Genomic DNA, 19,230 nt, shown 5'->3' with positions numbered 1-19,230 from the left:
GTACCTACCAGCGGCGGCACCCATCGCGAACGGCGACCGCCAGGCATCACCCACGTCTCCTCTCAGCGGCGGGGAACCGGCACCGCACCCGAACCGAACACCGCCCACAGGACCACGGCCGCCGCCACACTCACTCCGCCAGCGTCGCGACCAGGCCGAACAGGCCCATCGACCAGGCCAGGGTCACGCACAGGGCCATCACCACCGCGACCTCCACGCCGTTGAGGAGACGGCGCAGGCTGGCGCGGGGCACGTCCGCCAGGTCGACCCAGCTGATCGCGGCGACCGACACCCCGACCACCAGGGCGATGCCCGGCACCCACGGCAGCAGCACCGGCAGGCGGTCCAGCACCGCCACGACACCGACCACCGCCAGCCCCGCCACTCCGCCCAGGCGCAGCGGCAGCACGTGGGCGACCCGGTCGAAGAACCGCGAACGCATGATCAGCAGCAGGCCGACCAGCGCGGCCAACACCAGGTCGGGCAGCCCTCCGGTGGACACCAGCAGCGGGACGGTGGCGGTGGCCGCGACCGCCGCACCCACCACCGCGCCGAGCAGCAGCAGGTCGCTGTCTCGCAGGCTCTCCTCGAACTGTTCGGTCCGGGTCGCCCCCGAATGGCGGACCTCGTAGTCCAGGTTCGACAACCCGCCCAGGGCCAGCGCGATCCGCGGCAGCACGCCCACACACACCGCCAGCAGCAGAGCCAGGACCCGAACCGCCTGGGCGACGTCGACGAACAGGCTCACCGTGCACGCCACACCGACCGCGACCGTGATCAACGCCAGCCCCGACAGGTACGGCAACGCCAGCGGGTGGATCCGCCACCCCCACACGGCCACGGCCGACAGGCCCACGCAGGCGAACGCCGCCACCACGGCCGGCGCGGGGTCCTCGGCGACCACCGGCACCGGCAGCGCCGTGCTCAACGCCCCCCAGATCGCCGCCGCCACCAGCAGGAAGTGCGCGGACACCCACATCGAGCGGCGGCACGCCACCCACATTCCGACAAGTGAGAAAACCATTCCCACCGGAGCGACCAGCAAATGCAATCTCGACGGGTGGAAGAAAAGCATCGCTGTCAAGACCAGAAGGGGGCCGATTGTGGCCAAAAACAATCCGAATGTGAATGTCGTCCGAGAACGCCAGATCCGCGCGGTCTCGTCCACCCGGTCCTCGACCGCTCCGCGCACGTCGTCGATGTGCGCGGGCTGGATCCGGCGCACATCGCGGCGGAGCAGCAGCACGTCGCCGTCCAGCACCCCCGCCGCGGCAAGGGTCCCCTCCGGCGCCACGACCTCGCCATCGACCGTGGTCAGCGCCCATCCGGCGGGTTCTGTCCCCTCCGTCTCGGGAGAACACACGCGGAGCACCTGCGGCAACAGGGACGCCACCGGAACCCCGCTGGGCAGGGCCAGGTCGGCCCACCGGCCGGGGCCCGTGACCGTCACCCGGCAGTATCCGCTCACGAATTATCCACCCATCGTCGAGACGGCGACCGATTAGTCCGTGTCCATCGGTGATAGCACGCAGAATTATGCTTTGTGCGTACCGCACGGAATCATCACCGTAGCAACAGTGCGCCCCTGATTCCCCCAATACCGAAAGGGCTTCTCTGTGACGACGACGCCGGTGCAGCGTCCCGCGCGGCACCCGGTTCCCGATCCCGGCAACGGCCCCCTGGTCATCGCCTCTCCACCGCAACTGCCGGAGAATCCCCCGGCGACCAGTTCCACGGCGATGATCATCATGCCGATCATCACCGGTTCGGGATCGCTGCTCATGACGATCACCATGGGCAACCGGCCCCTGTACGCCGCCGCCGGACTGATGATCATGCTGGCCAGCGTCGCGGTGGGGGTCGTCATGTTCGTCACCCAGCAGAACGGTCCCCGCCGCCGCATCCGGGAGCAGCGCGAACGCTACCTCGACTACCTCGACCAGCTCCGCGAGACCATCCGGGACGTGGCCGCCACGCAGCGCCGCGCCGGCGCGTTCCGCCACCCCGCGCCCGCCCACCTCACCGACCTGGTCCGGCTGCCCGCCCGCCGGTGGGAGCGGCGCGCCGCCGACCCGGACTTCCTGCACCTGCGTGTCGGCGAGGGCGTGCGCCCCCTGGCACGGCCGTTGAGCCTGCGCGTGGACGACTCCAACCCGCTGCTCGTCTACGACCCTGTCTGCCGGGGCATCGCCGAGCAGCTCGTGGGGCTCTACGCCGAGGTTCCCGAGGAACCGCTGGTCCTGCCCCTGCGGGACCTGGGCGTGGTGTCGATCGTCGGGGACCGCGCGGTCGGACGCTCCCTCGCCCGTTCCCTCGTCGCCCAGCTCGTCACCTTCTCCGCGCCCGAGGACGTGCGCCTGGGGGTGGTCCGGCACCCCCGGCTGCTCGCCGAGTGGGACTGGGTCAAGTGGCTGCCGCACAACGCCGCCGAGGACCTCACCGACGGCCCGCTGCCCGCCCGGCTGGTCGCGCACAACACCGTGGAGTTCGCCGAGCTGCTGGAGTCCGAGATCGAACGGCGCACCGTCGAGTGGCAGCGGCGCCACGGCCGCCCTCCCGGCCCCGGCACCGACCGCCTCGTCATCGTCGTCGACGGCGAATACCAGTCGACGCTGTCCGGGCTGGCGGCCGAACCGCCCGTGACCTCCCTGGCCGATCTGGGCATCCACCTCGTCGTCCTGGTCGGGGACCGGCGCGAGGAGCCCGAGGCGGTCGATCTCCGGCTGCTCGTCGACGCCGACGGCTCCCTCCGCGAGGACGCCGGCCCCGCCCCGGAGACCGGGCACGTGCCGCTGTCGGGCACCGCCGACCGGTCCGGTGTCGCCCGGCTGACCACGCTCGCCCGTGCCCTGGCGCCGCTTCGGCTGTCCGCCGACGACGCCGCCGACGCGCTGCACTCCACGGTCGGCCTCGCCGAGATCCTGGGCGTGCCCGACGTCGCCCGCCTCGACCCCGCGAAGACGTGGCGGCGGCGCAGCCAGAGCGACTTCCTGCGCGTTCCCATCGGCGTGGGCCCCAACGGCACGCCCGTGCTGCTGGACCTGAAGGAGTCGGCGTTCGGCGGCATGGGACCGCACGGACTCGTCGTCGGCGCGACCGGTTCGGGCAAGTCGGAGATGCTGCGCACCCTGGTGGCGTCCCTGGTGATCAACCACCCGCCCGAGCAGCTCGCCCTGCTGCTGGTGGACTTCAAGGGCGGTGCGACCTTCGCCGACACCGATCCGCTGCCGCACAGCGCCGGGCTGATCACCAACCTGGCCGACGACGACACGCTGGTGCTGCGTTTCCGGGAGGCGATGTTCGGGGAGCTGACCCGCCGCCAACAGGTCCTCAAGGAGCACGGGAACCTGCCGAACGTGCACGCCTACGAGGCGTTGCGCGACTCGGGGCGCACCGACCTGCCTCCGCTGCCGCACCTGCTCGTCATCATCGACGAGTTCTCCGAACTGCTCACCGCCCACCCCGACTTCGCGGAACTGTTCATCGCGATCGGGCGTATCGGCCGCTCCATCGGGGTGCACCTGCTGCTGGCCACCCAGCGTCTGGAGTCCGGCAAGATCAAGGGCCTGGAGTCGCACCTGTCCTACCGGATCGGGCTGCGCACCTTCTCCGAGGCCGAGAGCCGCGAGGCCATCGGGGTCGCCGACGCCTACCACCTGCCGCCCGACCCGGGATCGGGGTACCTGAAGGTCGACACCTCCGTGTTCGAACGCTTCAAGGCCGCCATGGTCTCCCAGCCCTACCAGCCGCCCGGCGACGACGAACCCGAAGCCGAGTCGGTGGTTCCGCTGCTCTCCTACAACGGCCTGCACACCCTCGACGCGGTGGACTCGCTCGTCGACGCCGTGGCGTCGCGCCTCGGGGAACGGAAACAGCCCCGGGAGGAGACGCGCAGCACCCTCCAGGTGGCGGTGGAGCGGCTGCGGGCCGCGGGCGCGGAGCGGGTGCGGCCGGTGTGGCTGCCGCCGCTGCCGCCCGCCCTGCCGCTGGACGCGCTGCTGGCCCGCGACGCCGGCGCCGAAGGCGTCGACGGTCCGGTCGAACCCGACCCGGCCGAGGCGATGGCCGTGATCGGTCTCACCGACACCCCGCGTGAACAGCGCCAGGAGCCCACCGTCCTGGACTTCACCGGCGGGGAGGGCAACATCATCGTGCTGGGCGGCCCCCAGTCCGGCAAGTCCACCCTGCTGCGCACCATGATCGCGAGCCTGGCGTGGCGGTACCCGCCCGGGCGGATCGCGGTCTACGGCATCGACTTCGGCGGCGGCTCGCTAGCCGCGCTGGAGGAACTGCCGCACGTGGCGGGGATCGCCGGACGCTCCGACCCGGAGCGGGTGCGGCGGGTCCTGGCGGACGTGCGCCGCCTGCTCGACGAACGCGAGCGGCTCTTCCGCCGGTTCCGGTTGGACTCGCCGGCGGCGCTGCGCCGAGCACGCGCCGAGGGCACGGTGCCCCGCAGCGTCTTCGCCGACGTGTTCCTGCTGATCGACGGCTGGGCGTCGGTGCGCGAGAACCTGGAGGACGCCGACGACGCCGTCGTCGACATCGCCTCGCGCGGTCCCTCCCTGGGGGTGCACACCGTGCTGACGGGAGCGGCGAGTTCCCAGATCCGCGCCAAACTCCAGGCGCTGTTCGGGGGGCGGTTGGAGTTCCGGCTCAGTGACCCGTTCGACTCCCAGATCGGACGGAAGAAAGCCGAGGAGCTGCCCCGGGACGTGCCGGGGCGGGCGCTGCTGTCCGACGAGAACACGGCGCAGATCGCGCTGCCCCGCTTGGACGGACGGGCCGACGCCGACGACCTCAGCGGCGAAGGGGTGCGCGACCTGGTCCGGCGGATCGCCGAACGCTGGCCGAGCCGGCGGGTCCCGACGGTCCGGACCCTGCCCGACCGGGTCGGCCTGGACGAACTGCTCCACAGCCACCGGGGCGCCGACCTGGTGCTGGGGATGGGGGAGCGCGACCTGGCGCCGGTGACGCTGTCGCTCGACGACGAACCGCACCTGCTGGTCTACGGCGACCCGCAGACCGGGAAGAGCACGCTGCTGCGCGCCCTGCTGCGACAGATCGCGTCGCGTCCCCCCGAGGAGGTGGGGATCGTGCTGGTCGACTACCGCCACGCCCACCTGGGCCTGGTGGGGGAGAAGCACCTGCTGGCCTACTGCACCGGACCGCAGCACACCCAGGCCGCCGCCACCGAGCTGGCGAACTCGATCAGGAAGCGGCTGCCGGGACCGGACGTCACCCCCCGGCAGCTGCGGGAACGCAGTTGGTGGAAAGGGCTGGAGATCTTCGTGGTCGTCGACGACCTGGACCTGGTCAGCAACCGTTCCGGCAGCCCGCTGGCGCCGCTCGTGGAGTTCCTGCCGCAGGGACGGGACCTGGGGCTGCACCTGATCGTGGCGCGCCGTACGGGCGGTGCGGCGCGGGCGATGTACGAGCCGCTGCTGCAGACGCTCAGCGACACGGCCATCCCGGCCATGCTGTTCTCCGGCGACCGCATGGAGGGGCGTCTCGCCAACGGGGTGGCCTCGCGCAGGCTTCCGCCAGGCCGGGCGCTGCTGGCGCGCCGGGGTCGCTCTCCCGAGCAGGTGCAGGCGCCGTGGAGCGCTCCGGCGGAGTGAGGGTCGCGGTCCCGACGCGAAGGGCTCGCGTTCCGTGGGCGGCCTTCCGGCGGGCAGGAGCGGGGTTTCCCCGCCCTGTCCGCCGGGGAGCCGCCCGGGGCCGTCCCGGTCCGTGGTCCGGGCGGTGTGCGGGACGGTCCCCTGCCGTCGGGACAACAGAAGAAGGCCGGTCCCGAAGGACCGGCCCGTGGCGGTGGAGGTGGGATTTGAACCCACGGAGGGTCGCCCCTCACACGCTTTCGAGGCGTGCGCACTCGGCCGCTATGCGACTCCACCGCGGACAACTCTACCGGACACGGCGGTGTGCGAAGAACTCGACGAGGAGTCGGCTGCACTCCTCGGACAGTGCCGGGTCGGCCAGTTCCGGGGGAACGACCTCGGGGCGGTGGTTGAGGCGGCGGTCGCGGACCACGTCCCACAGCGAACCCACCGCTCCGGCCCGGTCGTCGCGCGCGCCGTAGACGAGCCGTTCGACGCGTGCCAGCACGGCCGCGCCCGCGCACATCGTGCACGGCTCCAGGGTGACCGCCAGGGTGCAGCCGCTCAGCCGCCAGCGGCCCAGCCGCCGGGCCGCCGCACGCAGGGCCAGCACCTCGGCGTGCGCGGTGGGGTCCCCGGTGGCTTCGCGTTCGTTGTGTCCGGCGCCGACGAGCGCGCCGTCCGGGTCGAGCACGACGGCTCCCACCGGGACATCGCCGCTGGAGGTGGTTTTCCGGGCCTCCTCCAGGGCCAGGCGCAGCGCGGCGTCGACTCCGTTCCGTCCCGTGCTCATGTCCGCAGCTCGTCCAGCAGTTCAGCGAATCCGGCCCGGTCGGCGACGGTGGTGAGCGCGTCCGCGGGCAGCACGCCCTCGCGCAGCGTCAGGGCCAGCAGCTCCGAGCCCGGGGTGCCGAGGTCGGCGAGCAGCTCGGCGTCTCCCGCGGGCTCGGGGTAGGGGGGCTGTCCGGTCCCCTCGGCCTCCTCGTCTCCCGGGCCCCGGCCGTCCTCCAGGAACAGGCGGGCCGCCGGGTGCCCGTACACCACCCGCAGGTCGGAGAGGAAGGCCCGGGGATCGCCGGTGTCGTCGATCCGGGCGATACCGAACCACTCGTCGTCGGCCTCCGCCACCAGCACCACGGCGGTCTCGTCGGCCTCCACCGCGGCGGCCACGTCACGCATCAGATCGGCGACGTCGTCGATCTCGTCGAGATCCGCCACATCCACCTCGGTCCCCGTCCACCCGTCGGCCGAACGGGAGAAGACCGCTGCGAAAACCGGCACCCCGGGACTCCTTCTCCTGCGCTCCTTCGGACACGTGCGGGGCGGCACCGCACCGCGCTGGGTCCTACCCCATCGCATCGAGCGCGCGTTGGAAAGCCGCCTGGAACCCGAGGCGCTCGGAGATGCTGGCCAGGACCTCGTCCGGGTACAGGTCGAGGTCGCCGGCCAGCGCCCCCAACTCCATCTCGTCCAGGCCCAGGTCGGCGAGGATCGACATGTCTCCCGCAGGCAGCACCTGGTCCACGTCCTCCTCGTCGGGGATGTCGATGTCCAGGTATTCCAGGACGTCCCGGGCGATCTTCCAGTCGGCGGAGGCTGTCACGTCGGAGAGGAAGAGGCTGACGTTGTCACGTCCGTAGACGCGGGCGAGGACGAAGAAGTCGTCGGCCACCGAGACCAGGCCGATCGCCCCGCTGATACTCGGCTGCTGGTGCAGGGCGTGCAGCAGTCCCCTGAGGTCGCGGGTCAGCGCGACCGGAAGCAGGTCGACATCCCAGTAGTCTTCTTCGCGGTAGGCGACGGCGGCGAAGTCGCCCGAGCCGTCGTCGTCCAGTTCGAGTTCCGTCATCGTCGCTCCACCCGGCTGGCCCTGATCGGACCAGAATCGCAGATCGTCTCTTGCCTCGTCACCGAAACGGCCGCCTTCGTCCGCGCTCCGCTCTTCTCGCGGGGATGCCGGTCCGTTGTAGAAGTCCGCGCTCACGTCTCCTATTAGAACGGACGCCCCATCCGGAACAGAACGCGCTCCGCTCCTTGACCGCGAGGAACGCGGCGACTCCGGGCCCCGAAATGACTACTCACCGTGAAAACCCTGGTGAGGAACGCTTTCCGGCGGAGGTGTTCGCGACGGTCCGGAACGATAGTTTGGTCTCCCATGGAGATCTTCGTCGCGGACCATCCGCTCATCGCCCACAAGCTCACGACCCTGCGGGATGTGCGTACCGACTCTCCCACCTTCCGCCGGCTCACCGACGAACTGGTGACCCTCCTCACCTATGAGGCGACCAGGGACGTCCGGGTCACGAAGGCCACCGTGCGGACGCCGTTGACCGAGACGGTCGGCGTCCAGCTCTCCCGCCCTGCTCCGCTGGTCGTCCCGATTCTGCGCGCGGGTCTGGGCATGTTGGACGGCATGACGCGGCTGCTGCCCACTGCCGAGGTGGGTTTCCTGGGGATGGCACGCGACGAGGCGACCCTGCAGCCCGTCACCTACGCGGACCGGCTGCCCCAGGACCTCTCCGGGCGGCAGTGCTACGTGCTCGACCCGATGCTGGCCACGGGCGGCACCCTCGCGGCGGCACTGCGTCTGCTGGTCGACCGCGGTGCCGACCATGTCACCGCGATCTGCCTGCTGGCCGCTCCCGAAGGGGTGGAACGCGTGCGCGCCGAACTGGGCGCGGTCCTCCAGGAGCGCGGGGACCTGCGACTGCGCGTGGTCACGGCTGCCCTGGACAAACGGCTCAACGAGGAGGGGTTCATCGTTCCGGGGCTGGGCGACGCGGGAGACCGGCTGTACGGCTCCGTGTGACCTTCACGGAACTTTCCTTCAGGGGTTCCTCATATCATTGAGGAAACATCTGGTTTCAACCATCGGAAACAGGGGAATGAGGCATTTTTGGCCAAAATCAGAAATGCCATCGTTGCCGCAGCACACGGGGCTTCTTGCGTCACTCGAACTCGTATTGAGACACATATGTGACACGTTGTGGTAATGATAGTTCTGACCCCCCAATAATCCCCCACTCCAACCAACCGAAAAGCCGTGACCCCTCTCACTCATCCCCCCGGCTCCTGATCCGGCGCCGTGGGGGACGACGTGGCCCCGCGCACCCCGCGGGGCGACGCCGCACCCCGCCCGAGACCATGCCCGCCGCGCAGGAGAGACCGGAGCACCGCAACCGCTCTCTGCCTTTCCGAGGAGTGACATGTCCCAGACCTATGACGCGACCCCGCGCGACTTCGCCTCTGTCGCCACGCGACTCCGCGCCGAGTTCAAGGACGTGCACCAGGAGGCGATCGTGTCCCGCTGCATCGACGCGGCCCGGCACGGCGCCGAGGACGTGGTCGGCCACGCCACCCCCGAACTGGTGGAGCGGATCGCGCGGCAGCACCTGAAGGTCCTCGCCCTCGCCCTGGCGGAACGACGCTGACCGAATACCGGGAGAGGACCTCGACCCCAACTCCCTGACCTGGGACGGCACGCCGACGACACACCTTTGCCTTTACGCGGCACGTCCACGATGCAACAATCGTGGTGGGTTAGTGGGTCTTCACGTTCTAGTGGGGAGTGCGTTCATGCCGCCGAAATTGAAGAAATGGCTGGGGTACGCCCTCATCGCCTTCGTCATCTTCTACCTGCTGACTCAGCCGGCGACCGTGGGCACCCTGGTCCTGAACGTCTTCGCCGGCCTGGGCGGGGCCGCCAACTCGCTCTCCACCTTCGTGAACACCATCCTGCTGTGAGGGGCGTGAGCCCGGATGAAGCTCGTAACGCCGGGTGACTCGGCGCCCGCTTCGGTCAACCGTTACCTGCTTCCCCACGAGCAGCAGGTCATCACGATCCGCCGGCATCCCGCCGTCCTGCTGGGGCCGGTGGGAATCGTGCTGGGCAGCCTGATCGCCGCGGGGCTCCTGAGCAACACCTCGATCGTGACGGGCGGGGCGGTACTGGCGGTCATCTGGTGGCTGTGGCTGCTGGTGCTGGTGTGGTTCGTGTGGAAGGTGGCGGAGTGGTCGGTCGACTACTTCGTCATCACGTCCGCGCGTCTGCTGGGGACCAACGGTCTGATCACCCGGCAGGTCAACATGATGCCGCTGGGCAAGGTCACCGACATGCGCTTCGAACGCACGCTGCTGGGCCGCCTCCTCGGCTACGGCACGTTCGTCATGGAGTCCGCCGGTCAGGACCAGGCGCTCAGCAAGATCGACTTCATCCCCTACCCGGAACAGCTCTACCTGGAGGTGGTCGGCCTGATCTTCCCCGACAAGGAGTGACCGGCCGCCGCACGACCCACGACGTACGGAGCGCCCGCCCTCGGCGGGCGCTCCGCCGTTTCCCGCCAGATGCGCATCACAGTGGACCCAACTTGACGACAAGGTGAACGGAAGGTTAACTTAAGCCATCGTCAGATTGAATGAGGGGGTGACGTCATGACTCGGAGAGCGAGCAAGGCGCCATCGACCACCCGCCCGTCCCAGACTCGACGCCGTCGCCGACTGACCCGCGTGGCGGGTGCCATGCGGCCCACGTCCTTCGTGCCGTACCAGCGAGACGCCACCGAGGCGGAGACCCTCTCGGACCAACCGAAGCTGACCTGGGTTCTTCTGCCCGACAGCACCGGGCGTATGCGCCCTCAGGCGCGGTGGAGCTGAGCTGACCACCTGAGCGGGTGAGGGACCGACCAGCGTATGGTCGGTCCCTCACTCGCTGTGGGTCTTGGTTTCCACCCCGGGCGGTGACGCCCGCGCCGCCGGACCGGAGAGCACTCCGTCCAGGGGCGAGGCCCGCCCGGGGCACGTCGGCACGGCCCCCGGTGGCTATCCCGGGGCCATGTCGACGAAGCGGCTGTAGTGCCCCTGGAACGCCACGGTGACGGTGGCCGTGGGACCGTTGCGGTGCTTGGCCACGATCAGGTCGGCCTCACCGGCCCGCGGCGACTCCTTCTCGTGGACGTCCTCGCGGTAGAGCAGGATGACCATGTCGGCGTCCTGCTCGATGGAGCCCGACTCACGCAGGTCGCTGATCTGCGGTTTCTTGTCGGTCCGCTGTTCGGGGCCGCGGTTGAGCTGGGACAGGGCGACCACGGGGACCTCAAGCTCCTTGGCGAGGAGCTTGAGCGACCGGGACATCTCGGAGACCTCCTGCTGGCGGCTTTCCACCCGGCCGGTGGAGCTCATCAGCTGGAGGTAGTCGACGATGACGAGTTTGAGGTCGTGCTGCTGTTTGAGCCTGCGGCACTTGGCGCGGATCTCCATCATCGACAGGTTCGGGGAGTCGTCGATGAACAGCGGTGCCCCCGCGACCTCTCCCATGCGTCGTGCCAGTCGGGCCCAGTCGTCGTCGGTCATCATGCCCGACCGCATGGTGTGCAGCGGCACCCGCGCCTCGGCTGACAGCAGCCGCATGACGATCTCGTTGCGCCCCATCTCCAGGCTGAAGAAGACGGTGGTCAACTGGTGCTTGATCGCCGCGGCCCGGGCGAAGTCGAGGGCGAGGGTGGACTTTCCCACCGCGGGGCGGGCCGCGATGATGATCATCTGGCCCGGGTGCAGGCCGTTGGAGAGGGCGTCGAAGTCGGTGAACCCGGTGGGGACTCCGGTCAGGGTGTCGTCGTGGGAGGAGATCGCCTCCAGTTCGTCCAGCGCGCCCGGCATGATGTCGCTGAGGGGCAGGTAGTCCTCGCCGGTGCGCTTCTCGGCCACCTTGTAGATCTCGGCCTGGGCCCGGTCGACGAGGTCGTCGATCTCGCCGTCGCCGGAGTAGCCGATCTGCGCGATGCGGGTGCCCGCCTCGACCAGGCGGCGCAGGACCGCGCGGTCGGCGACGATGCGCGCGTAGTACCCGGCGTTGGCCGCGGTGGGCACCGTGTCGGTGAGCGTGTGCAGGTAGGGGGCGCCGCCCACCCGGGTGATCTCTCCCCGTTTGGTGAGTTCGGCGTTGACGGAGATCGCGTCGACCGGTTCCCCCCGGGAGAACAGGTCGATGATCGTGTCGTAGATGGTCTGGTGGGCCGGACGGTAGAAGTCGGAGGAGCGGACGATCTCGACGACCTGGGTGATGGCCTCCTTGGACAGCAGCATGCCGCCGAGGACGCACTGCTCGGCCATGATGTCGTGGGGCGGGGTCCGGTCGTACCCGGCCTCCTCGACTGGATGGACGACGCTCATGGCTTCCCCCCGGCTGACTCCATGCCTGAACGCGACATGTCCGAACCTGGATTGTCGCCACTTCGACGGGCAGTCGCAAAGGCAGCCTGTGGATAAACCTGGGGACATCCTGTGGATGACTGGCGTCTACTTGGGGATAACCTGTGCACTCAGCCTGTGGATAACTTCTCCACCCCCCATGGTCATGCACTCTGAACTGCAAAAACATCATCCACTGGCTGTGCACAAAAGAAATTTCGCAGATAGATATCCACAAGTTATCCACAGGTTCGGCCGACACCTGTGGATGATCTTGCCCCTCCTCCCCGCGTGTGCCAGCCCCGGCCGGCCGCCCCCTGTCGCTGAGTGCCGCGGTACTGCTGGTGGCGGTGATCGTCCTGACCGCCGTGGGCAGCCCCCCCTTCACCCGACTCGTCGACCGCCTCGCGGCCGGACCGGCATCGGCGAGACACCGGCCGGCGTCATCCTGATCGGCGCAGTGACCGCACCGCCCGGCCTGAGCACCAGTGTTCTCGGCGCGGCCCGGGGCGATGCCGTGCTCGTCGGCGTGTGCCCCCGGGGCATGGTTCGGTCGTCCCCGATCCTCCTCCCGGACCGGAGACGACCGAACCACGGGGACGGCGCCGTGGACACGGCGCCGACTACTCGGCGGTCCCGGCTCCGTCGCGGCCACCGCGGCGCCGGTACAGCAGCAGCCCGCCCGCACCGACCGCGGTGAGCAGCCCTCCCACGCCCGCGACCAGCGCCAGCCCGGGACCGGTCACCGGCAGGCCGCCCCCCGGGCGCGGCGCGGCGCCGGGCTCGTCCCCGGGCGTGGCACCGGGCTCGTCCTCAGGGGTGGTACCGGGCTCGTCCTCCGGCTCGTCCCCGGGCGTGGTGGGCCGGCACTCCGCGGAGACGTGCGTGATGGGGCAGTCGGGGCCGCCGTCGACCGGGCACTCCCCCGCACCGCACGGCTCGGGCTGACCCCCCGGAACCTCCCCCAGGCAGTGAACGCGGCCGTCGTGCTCGTAGCAGCCGTCCTCGTCGAGCGGAACAGGGTGCTCCTCCCCCGGGCAGTACACGTGGCCGGGGCTGCCGCTGTACCAGAAGCACCCGCTGTCGAGTTCGGTCCACTCCTCCTCGGGGTCGCACGCGTCCCCGACGCAGCCGTCGACCGGCCACTCCTCCTCGTCCTCCCCGTCACCGCCGCTGGTCCAGCAGCCCTCCTCCGGGCAGGGCGGCACGGGAACGTCCCCGCCGCCGTCGGACGGCAGCGGCTCCTCACCGGGCAGGAGCGCCTCAGCGCTGGGCCGGGGCATCGCCGCCGCGGAGGGGGTGTGGGAGGGGAGGGCGTCGGAGTCGGCCAGCGCCGCGGAGGACACGGCCAGTGGGGCGAGACCCGCGCCGAACACGAGAGCCGCGGCGGCGAGTACCCGCCGGACACAGGGGGTGATGGTCATCGTGACTCCTTCTCGGGATGCGTCTTCACTGCGCGTTCACCGGTAAGAGCCACGAGTCCCGGACAGGACAACGATTTCTCCGCGGAGAATCCGAAAAGAATCCGCCCCGGCGGCCCATCCGGCGCCGGCCGGCGCGCCCTGGAGAGCGGCCTCTGACACTCCATGCCACCATTTCCGGACACACAGTGACAATCCATGCCCATCCGGCATCCGTCGCGTCGAGGCCAAGATTCGGCATCACGCCACAAAAGGGGCGGCAGGGACCCGAGTGACCGCCACGCTTCTCGGTAGTCGGTGGCCAGCGGATGCTTGGGGGTGGTTGACCGTGGCATATCCAGCGGAGAAGGCTCGACGAGAGCGGCCCGGCACAGCCGTGCGCGCAGCACTGTGGACCGCGGGCGCGGCACTGCTGCCCGGAATCGCCCACCTGCGCGTCGGACGGCGCACCGCAGGCATGGGCATCCTCGGTGGCTTCCTGCTGCTGGCCGCCGCGGCGGTGGCCGCGGCCCGCACGCTCCACGCCGACCTGTCCTGGCAGGCGTGGCTGGTCACCCAGCCGTACTGGGTGGAGGCCGTCTCGGTCGGCTCCGTCGCCGTGGCCGTGCTGTGGTCGAGTGTCGTCCTACGGTCCTGGCAGCTCACCCGGCCGCGACCCGGCGGCTGGGGCACGCGGGCCGTGGGCACGGTGCTGCTGGCCGTCCTCTGCACGCTGCTCGTCCTGCCCTCCGCGCTGGTCGTGCGTACGGCCGTCACGGCCCGCGACACCCTGTCGACCGTGTTCGCCCCGGCGGAGTCGCCCCAGGACGCGGCCACGGCCGACCCGTGGCGCGGCCGCACCCGGATCAACATGCTGCTGCTCGGCGGCGACGCGGGCGACAACCGGTACGGGCTGCGCACCGACACGATGATCGTGGCCAGTGTCGAGATCGACAGCGGGGACACGGTTCTGATCGGCCTGCCCCGCAACCTGGAGAACGTGCCCTTCCCCGAGGGCACGGCGCTGGCGGAGCGCTATCCGGCCCCCGAGGGCTTCGACGACCTGCTCAACGAGGTCTACCAGACGGTGGCCGAGGAACCGGAGGAGCTGGCGGTCGACCCGAGGGCCGCCAATCCGGCCGCCGACACCCTGAAACTGGTCATCGGCGAGGCGATCGGCCTGCCGATCGACTACTACGCCCTGGTGGACCTCCGCGGGTTCGCGGACCTCATCGACGCCATCGGGGGAGTCGTCGTCCCCATCGAGGAACCCATCCGCTACGGCCGCCGCGGCGAGGGCCTGCTGGAGCCGGGGGAGCGGCGCATCAGCGGACAGGAAGCGCTGTGGTACGGCCGCAGCCGGACGGACAGCGACGACTACACCCGCATGGGACGTCAGGGCTGCCTGTTGAAGTACGTCGCCGAGCAGGCCGACCCGGTGACCGTGCTGCGCGGTTTCGAGGAACTCGCCGACGCCGCGCAGCGCACCCTCGACAGCGACGTCCCCCGGTCGCGCCTGCCAGCCCTGGTCGACCTGGTCGGCCGGGTCTCCGACGCGCGGATGCGGACCCTGCAACTGTCCCCTCCGCAGGTCACCACCGCCCACCCGGACTGGGCGGAGATCCGGGACCTGGTCGACGAGGCGATCCGCGACCTCGACGACCGGGACGCGCCCACCGCCCCCGACCGCCCCCGGCCGTCACCGTCCAGCCCGGGCCGTCAGATCGGCGAGAAGCCGGTCTCCCTCGACAAGCTGTGCCCGTGATTCCGGCCCTCGACCACCCCGCGCACGGTGGAGCCGCCGGGCTGCAGGGGCCGGTCGCTGCCCCGCCCGTCTCCGGTCGTCGGACCGGCCGACGCCCCGACGGTGGCGGGCAGGTCCGGGCGCACTCCGGCGGCGCCGTCCTCGGGGCGGCCGCCTCGACCGAGCCGGCCTCCGATATGCCCGGAGCGGTCCTCCCGAAGCCACCGTCGAACTGATTGGCCGGAAACCGGCGCCCCGCCCGTTCCTGGCCTAACCTACAGATTCCCTACTAGTGAGTTAAATCTTCCTGGCGCGAGTACGAAATTCGGGGGGAACACCTCCCTGATCACGGTTTTCACCTGCTTATCGGGGTTAGCGTGGCGGCTACCGCGTCCCGGTGGACCGAGTTCGAGGGCGCGCTGTTCCGCCTCACGGAGGGACTGACCATGTGGCGACTCGCCAACCACGTTCGGCGGTACGCGTGGGGATCGACGACCGAGATCCCCCGACTGCTCGGAACCGAGCCGGACGGACAACCCCAGGCAGAACTGTGGCTGGGGGCCCACCCCAGCGCTCCCAGCAGGATCGCCGACGGCGCGGCCCCGGTCGGGCTCGACGCGGCGATCGCCGCCGACCCGGTCGCGGCCCTCGGCTCCGACGTCGCGGAGAACTTCGAGGAGCGACTGCCCTTCCTGCTCAAGTTCCTCGCCGTGGACCAACCGCTGTCCCTGCAGGCGCATCCCAGCAAGGAACGCGCCCGGGCCGGGTTCGCCGCGGAGGAGGCCGCGGGGGTTCCCGTCGACGCCCCGCACCGCAACTACCGGGACGCCAACCACAAACCGGAACTCGTCCTGGCGTTGGGCGAGTTCGAGGCGCTGTGCGGATTCCGGTCGCCTTCCGCCGCAGCCGCCGACCTCGCCGGACTCGCCTCTCCCCTCGCCCGGGCGCTCCTGGCCGACCTGTCCGCCTCCGACCCGTCCGAGGCGCTGCGCTCGGCGATGACCCGGCTGCTGACCCTGCCCGCGGACGACCGCGCCGCGCTCGTCACCGAGACGACCGCGGAGCTGGCCGGACGCGCCGCACCGCTCCCCCGTCACCTGCGGGCCGTGCTCGACCTCGCCGAACGCTACCCCGGCGACCCGGGAGCGGTGGCGGCGCTGCTGCTGAACCACGTGGTGCTCCGCCCCGGCCAGGCGCTGTTCCTGCCCGCCGGGAACGTGCACGCCTACCTGGGCGGGGTCGCGGTGGAGGTGATGGCGGCCTCCGACAACGTGCTGCGGGCGGGACTGACCGCCAAGCACGTGGACCCCGAAGAACTGCTCAGGGTGCTCGACTACACCGTGCTCCCCGTTCCCTACGTGGAACCGGTGGTGCGGGACGGGCTGTTGGAGTACCGGCCCGAGATCGACGACTTCGCGCTCGTCGTCGCCGAACCCGGCGACAAGGCGGTGTGGCTTCCCGAGGGGCCCGCGATCGCCCTCGTCCTGGACGGTTCGGTGGAACTGCACGCCCCCTCCGAGGAGATTCTCGCCCTGTCCCGGGGCGAGTCGGTGTTCCTGTCCGCCGAGACCGGTTCGGTGCTGGTCTCGGGACGGGGCCGCGTGGTCGTGGCGACGGTGGCGCACCCGCCGACCGCCGCGCGGAGCACACCGCGAGACGACAACCGTTGGCCCGCCGTTCACCCGGCCCTGGACCCTGTTAACCCTCGATGAGTACCGTCCGAACCGCTCCCCTTCTCTCTCCCCCGGTGTCGACATACCGGGACGGCAGGTCGGCATCGTGAAGCACACGTCGCTCCCCGCCTCCTCCCAGGCCCGCGCCGGCGACCCCGTCACGGCCACGGCCTGGGTCGAGACCCCGCTGCAACTGCTGTCCGTGCTGGAAGCCCACCACGCCGGCCGCTTCGCACGGCACACCCGGGTCCTGCCCCGCTCCGGGGCGGGCGCGCTGGTGGACACGGTGGCCGCCCTCACCGACGCCGGCCTGCCCGACGGTCTCGCCGTGCTGCCCCCCGCACCGGCCCCGGCACGGCACCAGAACGACTCCGGCGTCTGGTTCATCGGCGACGCGTTCTCCGGCCAGGTGCAGCGGACCCTGGTGGGCGACCGGAACCGCGACTACGTCATCGTGGACGACGGCCTGGCCACCCTCCACCTGCTCCGGCTCCTCAGCCGCCGCAGAGCGGCCCCGCTGGAGCGGGCCAGGGTGCGTTCCTCCCCGCTGCGCCGCGCCCTCGGCCTGGCATCCGCGGTGAAACTGCGCGCCGCGGCGCGCGCCGGGCGGGTCACGGTGTTCACCGTGCTCCCACTGCCCGAACCCCTGGTCCACGACGCCGCCGCGGCCGGCATCCGCGTGGTCACGCACGACTTCCCCTGGCTGCGCTCCCTGCCGGGCGGGTCCGCTCCCGCCGAGGACCGGGTGGTGCTCGGCTCGGCGATGGTGCGCGACGGACTCGTGCACGCCGAGCCCTACCTGGCGTGGGTGACCGAGCAGGCCCGGAACGGAGCCGTCCTGTACCATCCGCACCGGCGCGAGGACGCCCGCACCCTGGAACCGCTGAACGCCGCCCCCGGGGTGCGCGTCGCTCCCCGGGGACTGCCCGCCGAACTCGCGTTGCGCGGGCTGCGCGCCCGCCACCGGGTGGTGAGCCTGCCGTCGACGGCCGTGACCTCCCTGCGTGTACTGCTGGAACGGCACGGCACCACCGTCGAGGCGGTGCCGGTCCCCGAACCGTGGTGGACCGACCGGGCAGCCCCCGAACTGCGCGCACACCTGAGCACGTTCGTCGCCGACCAGAAGGGCACGTCTTGACCGACCGTGGAACCGTGCACGTCATGGCGATCGCCGACTCCGACTCCTACCTGAAGTGGGCGGCGGGGCTGCTGGACGCGCTCCCCGAGGGATGGTCAGGCGAGTTGGCGGTGGTCCGCACCCCGATCGCGCCGTCGCCGTCGCAGATGCGCGGCGCGGTTCAGGGCACCCGGAACGGCATGGCTCTGCCGCCGGTGCTGTCCGCCACGGCGCTGCGCCGTGCCGTGCGCCGCGTCCGACCCGACGTCGTGGTGGCCGCGTGCACCGGACCGGTGGTGGACGTCCTGGTCAACGACCTGTTCTCCGGGCTGTCGCCGCGTCCGGTGCTGGTGTCGGGCCTGCCGGGCGTGTCCGTTCCGGCCACGGAGCGGGCATGGCTGTACCGCGCCCCGGTCGACCTGTTCATCCTGCACAGCCACCGCGAGGTCGCCGAGTTCCGTGAACTGGGGGTGCGCCTGGGCGTGACCGGGGAGGTGGGGTTGGCGACGCTGCCGTTCCTGGCCGGCGGCCCCGCCCCGGGGTCGGACGCGCCGACCATCGCCGATCCGGCCGAGGACGCGCCGCGCAACCGCGTGGTGTTCGCGACCCAGGCGAAGGTCCCGGTGGAACGTGCGGAGCGGGAGTCGATCCTGCGCGCTCTCGCCGACCTCGCGGTCCGCCGCCCCGATCTGGAGGTGGTGGTGAAGCTGCGGGCCCGCGCCCACGAGCAGCAGACCCACCGGGAACGCCACCACTTCGAGACCCTGTGGAACGACCTGGTGGCCGCCGGGGAGGTTCCCGCGGACGCGGTGTCGTTCGCCGACGGGTCGATGCGGGAGCAGTTGGCGCACGCCGTCGGCTTCGTCACGGTCAGTTCCACGGCGGCGCTGGAGGCGATCGCGCAGGACGTGCCGCTGCTGATCCTGTCGGACTTCGGGGTCTCGGCGGAGATGATCAACCTGGTGTTCGAGGACAGCGGCGCCCTGGGCACCCTCGACGACCTGCGCGCCGCCGAGTTCCGGGAACCGGACAAGGAGTGGTGTGCGGCGAACTACTTCCACGACGCCGCCGACAACGACTGGGCGCGGCGACTGGCCGCGCTGGTGGAGCGCGCCCGCGGCGAGGGGCTTCCGGTGCGCCCGCCGCTGCTGACGGCGCCGGAGGACCTCGCCCGCCGCCGTCGGGGCCGGCTGCGCATGGACGTGCCGCCGGGTGCGCTGCGCACCATCGGCCGGTTCCGCAAACGCCTCAAACGGGTCCGCCGCCGTCTGACCTCCCGCTGAGGCGGCCGCACCGGGCAACCGGCCGCACACGGGGCCGGACGGCCCGACGGGGGTTCCGGAAAACCTCCGGAAACGCCGGGGCGGCCCGCACCGGGTGTCCGGCACGGCCCGCTCCGGAGGCCCTGGGCGGCGTGCGCGGGGCACGGGAACACGATCCGACCGGCCGTTCCCCCGTCAGCAGAGGACGGCGGGGCGCCGGCGTCTCCCGCTCGGGGCTGCCCCACCGT

General features: G+C 71.3%; 15 protein-coding genes and 1 tRNA gene. 9 read left to right on the top strand and 7 right to left on the bottom strand.

Annotation, left to right across the window (positions count from 1 at the left end; all coding sequences use genetic code 11):
* Positions 1-130: 130 nt before the first annotated feature.
* Positions 131-1,450, bottom strand: coding sequence for a type VII secretion integral membrane protein EccD (eccD, locus tag FOF52_RS17340; protein ID WP_341849842.1), 1,320 nt, complete (start codon positions 1,448-1,450; stop codon positions 131-133).
* 289 nt (positions 1,451-1,739) lie between these two features.
* Between eccD and eccCa the strand changes: the two genes are divergently transcribed.
* Positions 1,740-5,621, top strand: coding sequence for a type VII secretion protein EccCa (eccCa, locus tag FOF52_RS17335; RefSeq protein WP_248593912.1), 3,882 nt, complete (start codon positions 1,740-1,742; stop codon positions 5,619-5,621).
* A gap of 188 nt (positions 5,622-5,809) precedes the next feature.
* Here eccCa and FOF52_RS17330 read toward each other — a convergent pair.
* From FOF52_RS17330 to FOF52_RS17315, 4 genes are all read right to left on the bottom strand, one after another.
* Positions 5,810-5,897, bottom strand: a tRNA-Ser gene (locus FOF52_RS17330).
* A gap of 10 nt (positions 5,898-5,907) precedes the next feature.
* Positions 5,908-6,393, bottom strand: coding sequence for a nucleoside deaminase (locus FOF52_RS17325; RefSeq protein WP_248590974.1), 486 nt, complete (start codon positions 6,391-6,393; stop codon positions 5,908-5,910).
* The gene (locus FOF52_RS17320) at positions 6,390-6,881 is read right to left on the bottom strand and encodes a tRNA adenosine deaminase-associated protein (RefSeq protein ID WP_248590973.1); all 492 of its coding nucleotides are present in this window, start codon (positions 6,879-6,881) and stop codon (positions 6,390-6,392) included. Before FOF52_RS17320 ends, FOF52_RS17325 begins: the two co-directional genes overlap by 4 nt.
* A 64-nt stretch (positions 6,882-6,945) precedes the next feature.
* Positions 6,946-7,449: a tRNA adenosine deaminase-associated protein gene (locus FOF52_RS17315; RefSeq protein ID WP_248590972.1), complete on the bottom strand. Its 504-nt coding sequence runs from the start codon at positions 7,447-7,449 to the stop codon at positions 6,946-6,948.
* 306 nt (positions 7,450-7,755) lie between these two features.
* Between FOF52_RS17315 and upp the strand changes: the two genes are divergently transcribed.
* The 4 genes from upp (at position 7,756) to FOF52_RS17295 (ending at position 9,875) form a co-directional block, all read left to right on the top strand.
* On the top strand, positions 7,756-8,409 hold the full coding sequence (gene upp / locus FOF52_RS17310) for a uracil phosphoribosyltransferase (RefSeq protein WP_248590971.1): 654 nt from the start codon (positions 7,756-7,758) through the stop codon (positions 8,407-8,409).
* Between the two features lie 397 nt (positions 8,410-8,806).
* Positions 8,807-9,031, top strand: a complete 225-nt coding sequence (locus FOF52_RS17305; protein ID WP_248590970.1) for a hypothetical protein — start codon at positions 8,807-8,809, stop codon at positions 9,029-9,031.
* Positions 9,032-9,176: 145 nt separating this feature from the next.
* A complete protein-coding gene (locus tag FOF52_RS17300) occupies positions 9,177-9,344 on the top strand; it encodes a hypothetical protein (RefSeq protein WP_248590969.1) in 168 nt (55 codons plus the stop codon).
* Positions 9,345-9,359: 15 nt separating this feature from the next.
* Positions 9,360-9,875 carry a PH domain-containing protein gene (locus FOF52_RS17295; protein ID WP_248590968.1) on the top strand — a complete coding sequence of 172 codons (516 nt, stop codon included), beginning with the start codon at positions 9,360-9,362 and terminating at the stop codon, positions 9,873-9,875.
* 543 nt (positions 9,876-10,418) lie between these two features.
* On the opposite strand, the gene dnaB is transcribed toward FOF52_RS17295, so the two are convergent.
* Both dnaB and FOF52_RS17285 read right to left on the bottom strand, forming a co-directional pair.
* The gene (gene dnaB, locus FOF52_RS17290; RefSeq protein ID WP_248590967.1) at positions 10,419-11,768 is read right to left on the bottom strand and encodes a replicative DNA helicase; all 1,350 of its coding nucleotides are present in this window, start codon (positions 11,766-11,768) and stop codon (positions 10,419-10,421) included.
* Positions 11,769-12,409: 641 nt separating this feature from the next.
* On the bottom strand, positions 12,410-13,210 hold the full coding sequence (locus FOF52_RS17285) for a hypothetical protein (RefSeq protein WP_248590966.1): 801 nt from the start codon (positions 13,208-13,210) through the stop codon (positions 12,410-12,412).
* Positions 13,211-13,535: 325 nt separating this feature from the next.
* Here FOF52_RS17285 and FOF52_RS17280 point away from each other — a divergent pair, with 325 nt between their 5' ends.
* From FOF52_RS17280 to FOF52_RS17265, 4 genes are all read left to right on the top strand, one after another.
* Positions 13,536-14,951, top strand: coding sequence for an LCP family protein (locus FOF52_RS17280; RefSeq protein WP_248590965.1), 1,416 nt, complete (start codon positions 13,536-13,538; stop codon positions 14,949-14,951).
* A 425-nt stretch (positions 14,952-15,376) separates the two neighbouring features.
* Positions 15,377-16,642 carry a mannose-6-phosphate isomerase, class I gene (gene manA / locus FOF52_RS17275; RefSeq protein WP_248593911.1) on the top strand — a complete coding sequence of 422 codons (1,266 nt, stop codon included), beginning with the start codon at positions 15,377-15,379 and terminating at the stop codon, positions 16,640-16,642.
* 67 nt (positions 16,643-16,709) lie between these two features.
* Positions 16,710-17,741 carry a hypothetical protein gene (locus FOF52_RS17270; RefSeq protein ID WP_248590964.1) on the top strand — a complete coding sequence of 344 codons (1,032 nt, stop codon included), beginning with the start codon at positions 16,710-16,712 and terminating at the stop codon, positions 17,739-17,741.
* Positions 17,738-19,003, top strand: a complete 1,266-nt coding sequence (locus tag FOF52_RS17265; RefSeq protein ID WP_248590963.1) for a DUF6716 putative glycosyltransferase — start codon at positions 17,738-17,740, stop codon at positions 19,001-19,003. Before FOF52_RS17270 ends, FOF52_RS17265 begins: the two co-directional genes overlap by 4 nt.
* Positions 19,004-19,230 lie beyond the last annotated feature (227 nt).

Origin of the sequence: Thermobifida alba (assembly GCF_023208015.1) — a bacterium.
Taxonomy (GTDB): domain Bacteria; phylum Actinomycetota; class Actinomycetes; order Streptosporangiales; family Streptosporangiaceae; genus Thermobifida; species Thermobifida alba.
The sequence above is the reverse complement of the archived record's forward strand: the minus strand, read 5'-3'. Positions and strand labels throughout refer to the sequence as shown.

Bases quoted from the DNA above. Each gene is read 5' to 3' on its own strand.
- eccCa (WP_248593912.1), top strand. From the start codon at position 1,740: ATGATCATCATGCCGATCATCACCGGTTCGGGATCGCTGCTCATGACG.
- FOF52_RS17325 (WP_248590974.1), bottom strand. From the start codon at position 6,393: ATGAGCACGGGACGGAACGGAGTCGACGCCGCGCTGCGCCTGGCCCTG.
- FOF52_RS17315 (WP_248590972.1), bottom strand. From the start codon at position 7,449: ATGACGGAACTCGAACTGGACGACGACGGCTCGGGCGACTTCGCCGCC.
- upp (WP_248590971.1), top strand. From the start codon at position 7,756: ATGGAGATCTTCGTCGCGGACCATCCGCTCATCGCCCACAAGCTCACG.
- FOF52_RS17305 (WP_248590970.1), top strand. From the start codon at position 8,807: ATGTCCCAGACCTATGACGCGACCCCGCGCGACTTCGCCTCTGTCGCC.
- FOF52_RS17300 (WP_248590969.1), top strand. From the start codon at position 9,177: ATGCCGCCGAAATTGAAGAAATGGCTGGGGTACGCCCTCATCGCCTTC.
- FOF52_RS17295 (WP_248590968.1), top strand. From the start codon at position 9,360: ATGAAGCTCGTAACGCCGGGTGACTCGGCGCCCGCTTCGGTCAACCGT.
- dnaB (WP_248590967.1), bottom strand. From the start codon at position 11,768: ATGAGCGTCGTCCATCCAGTCGAGGAGGCCGGGTACGACCGGACCCCG.
- FOF52_RS17285 (WP_248590966.1), bottom strand. From the start codon at position 13,210: ATGACCATCACCCCCTGTGTCCGGCGGGTACTCGCCGCCGCGGCTCTC.
- manA (WP_248593911.1), top strand. From the start codon at position 15,377: ATGTGGCGACTCGCCAACCACGTTCGGCGGTACGCGTGGGGATCGACG.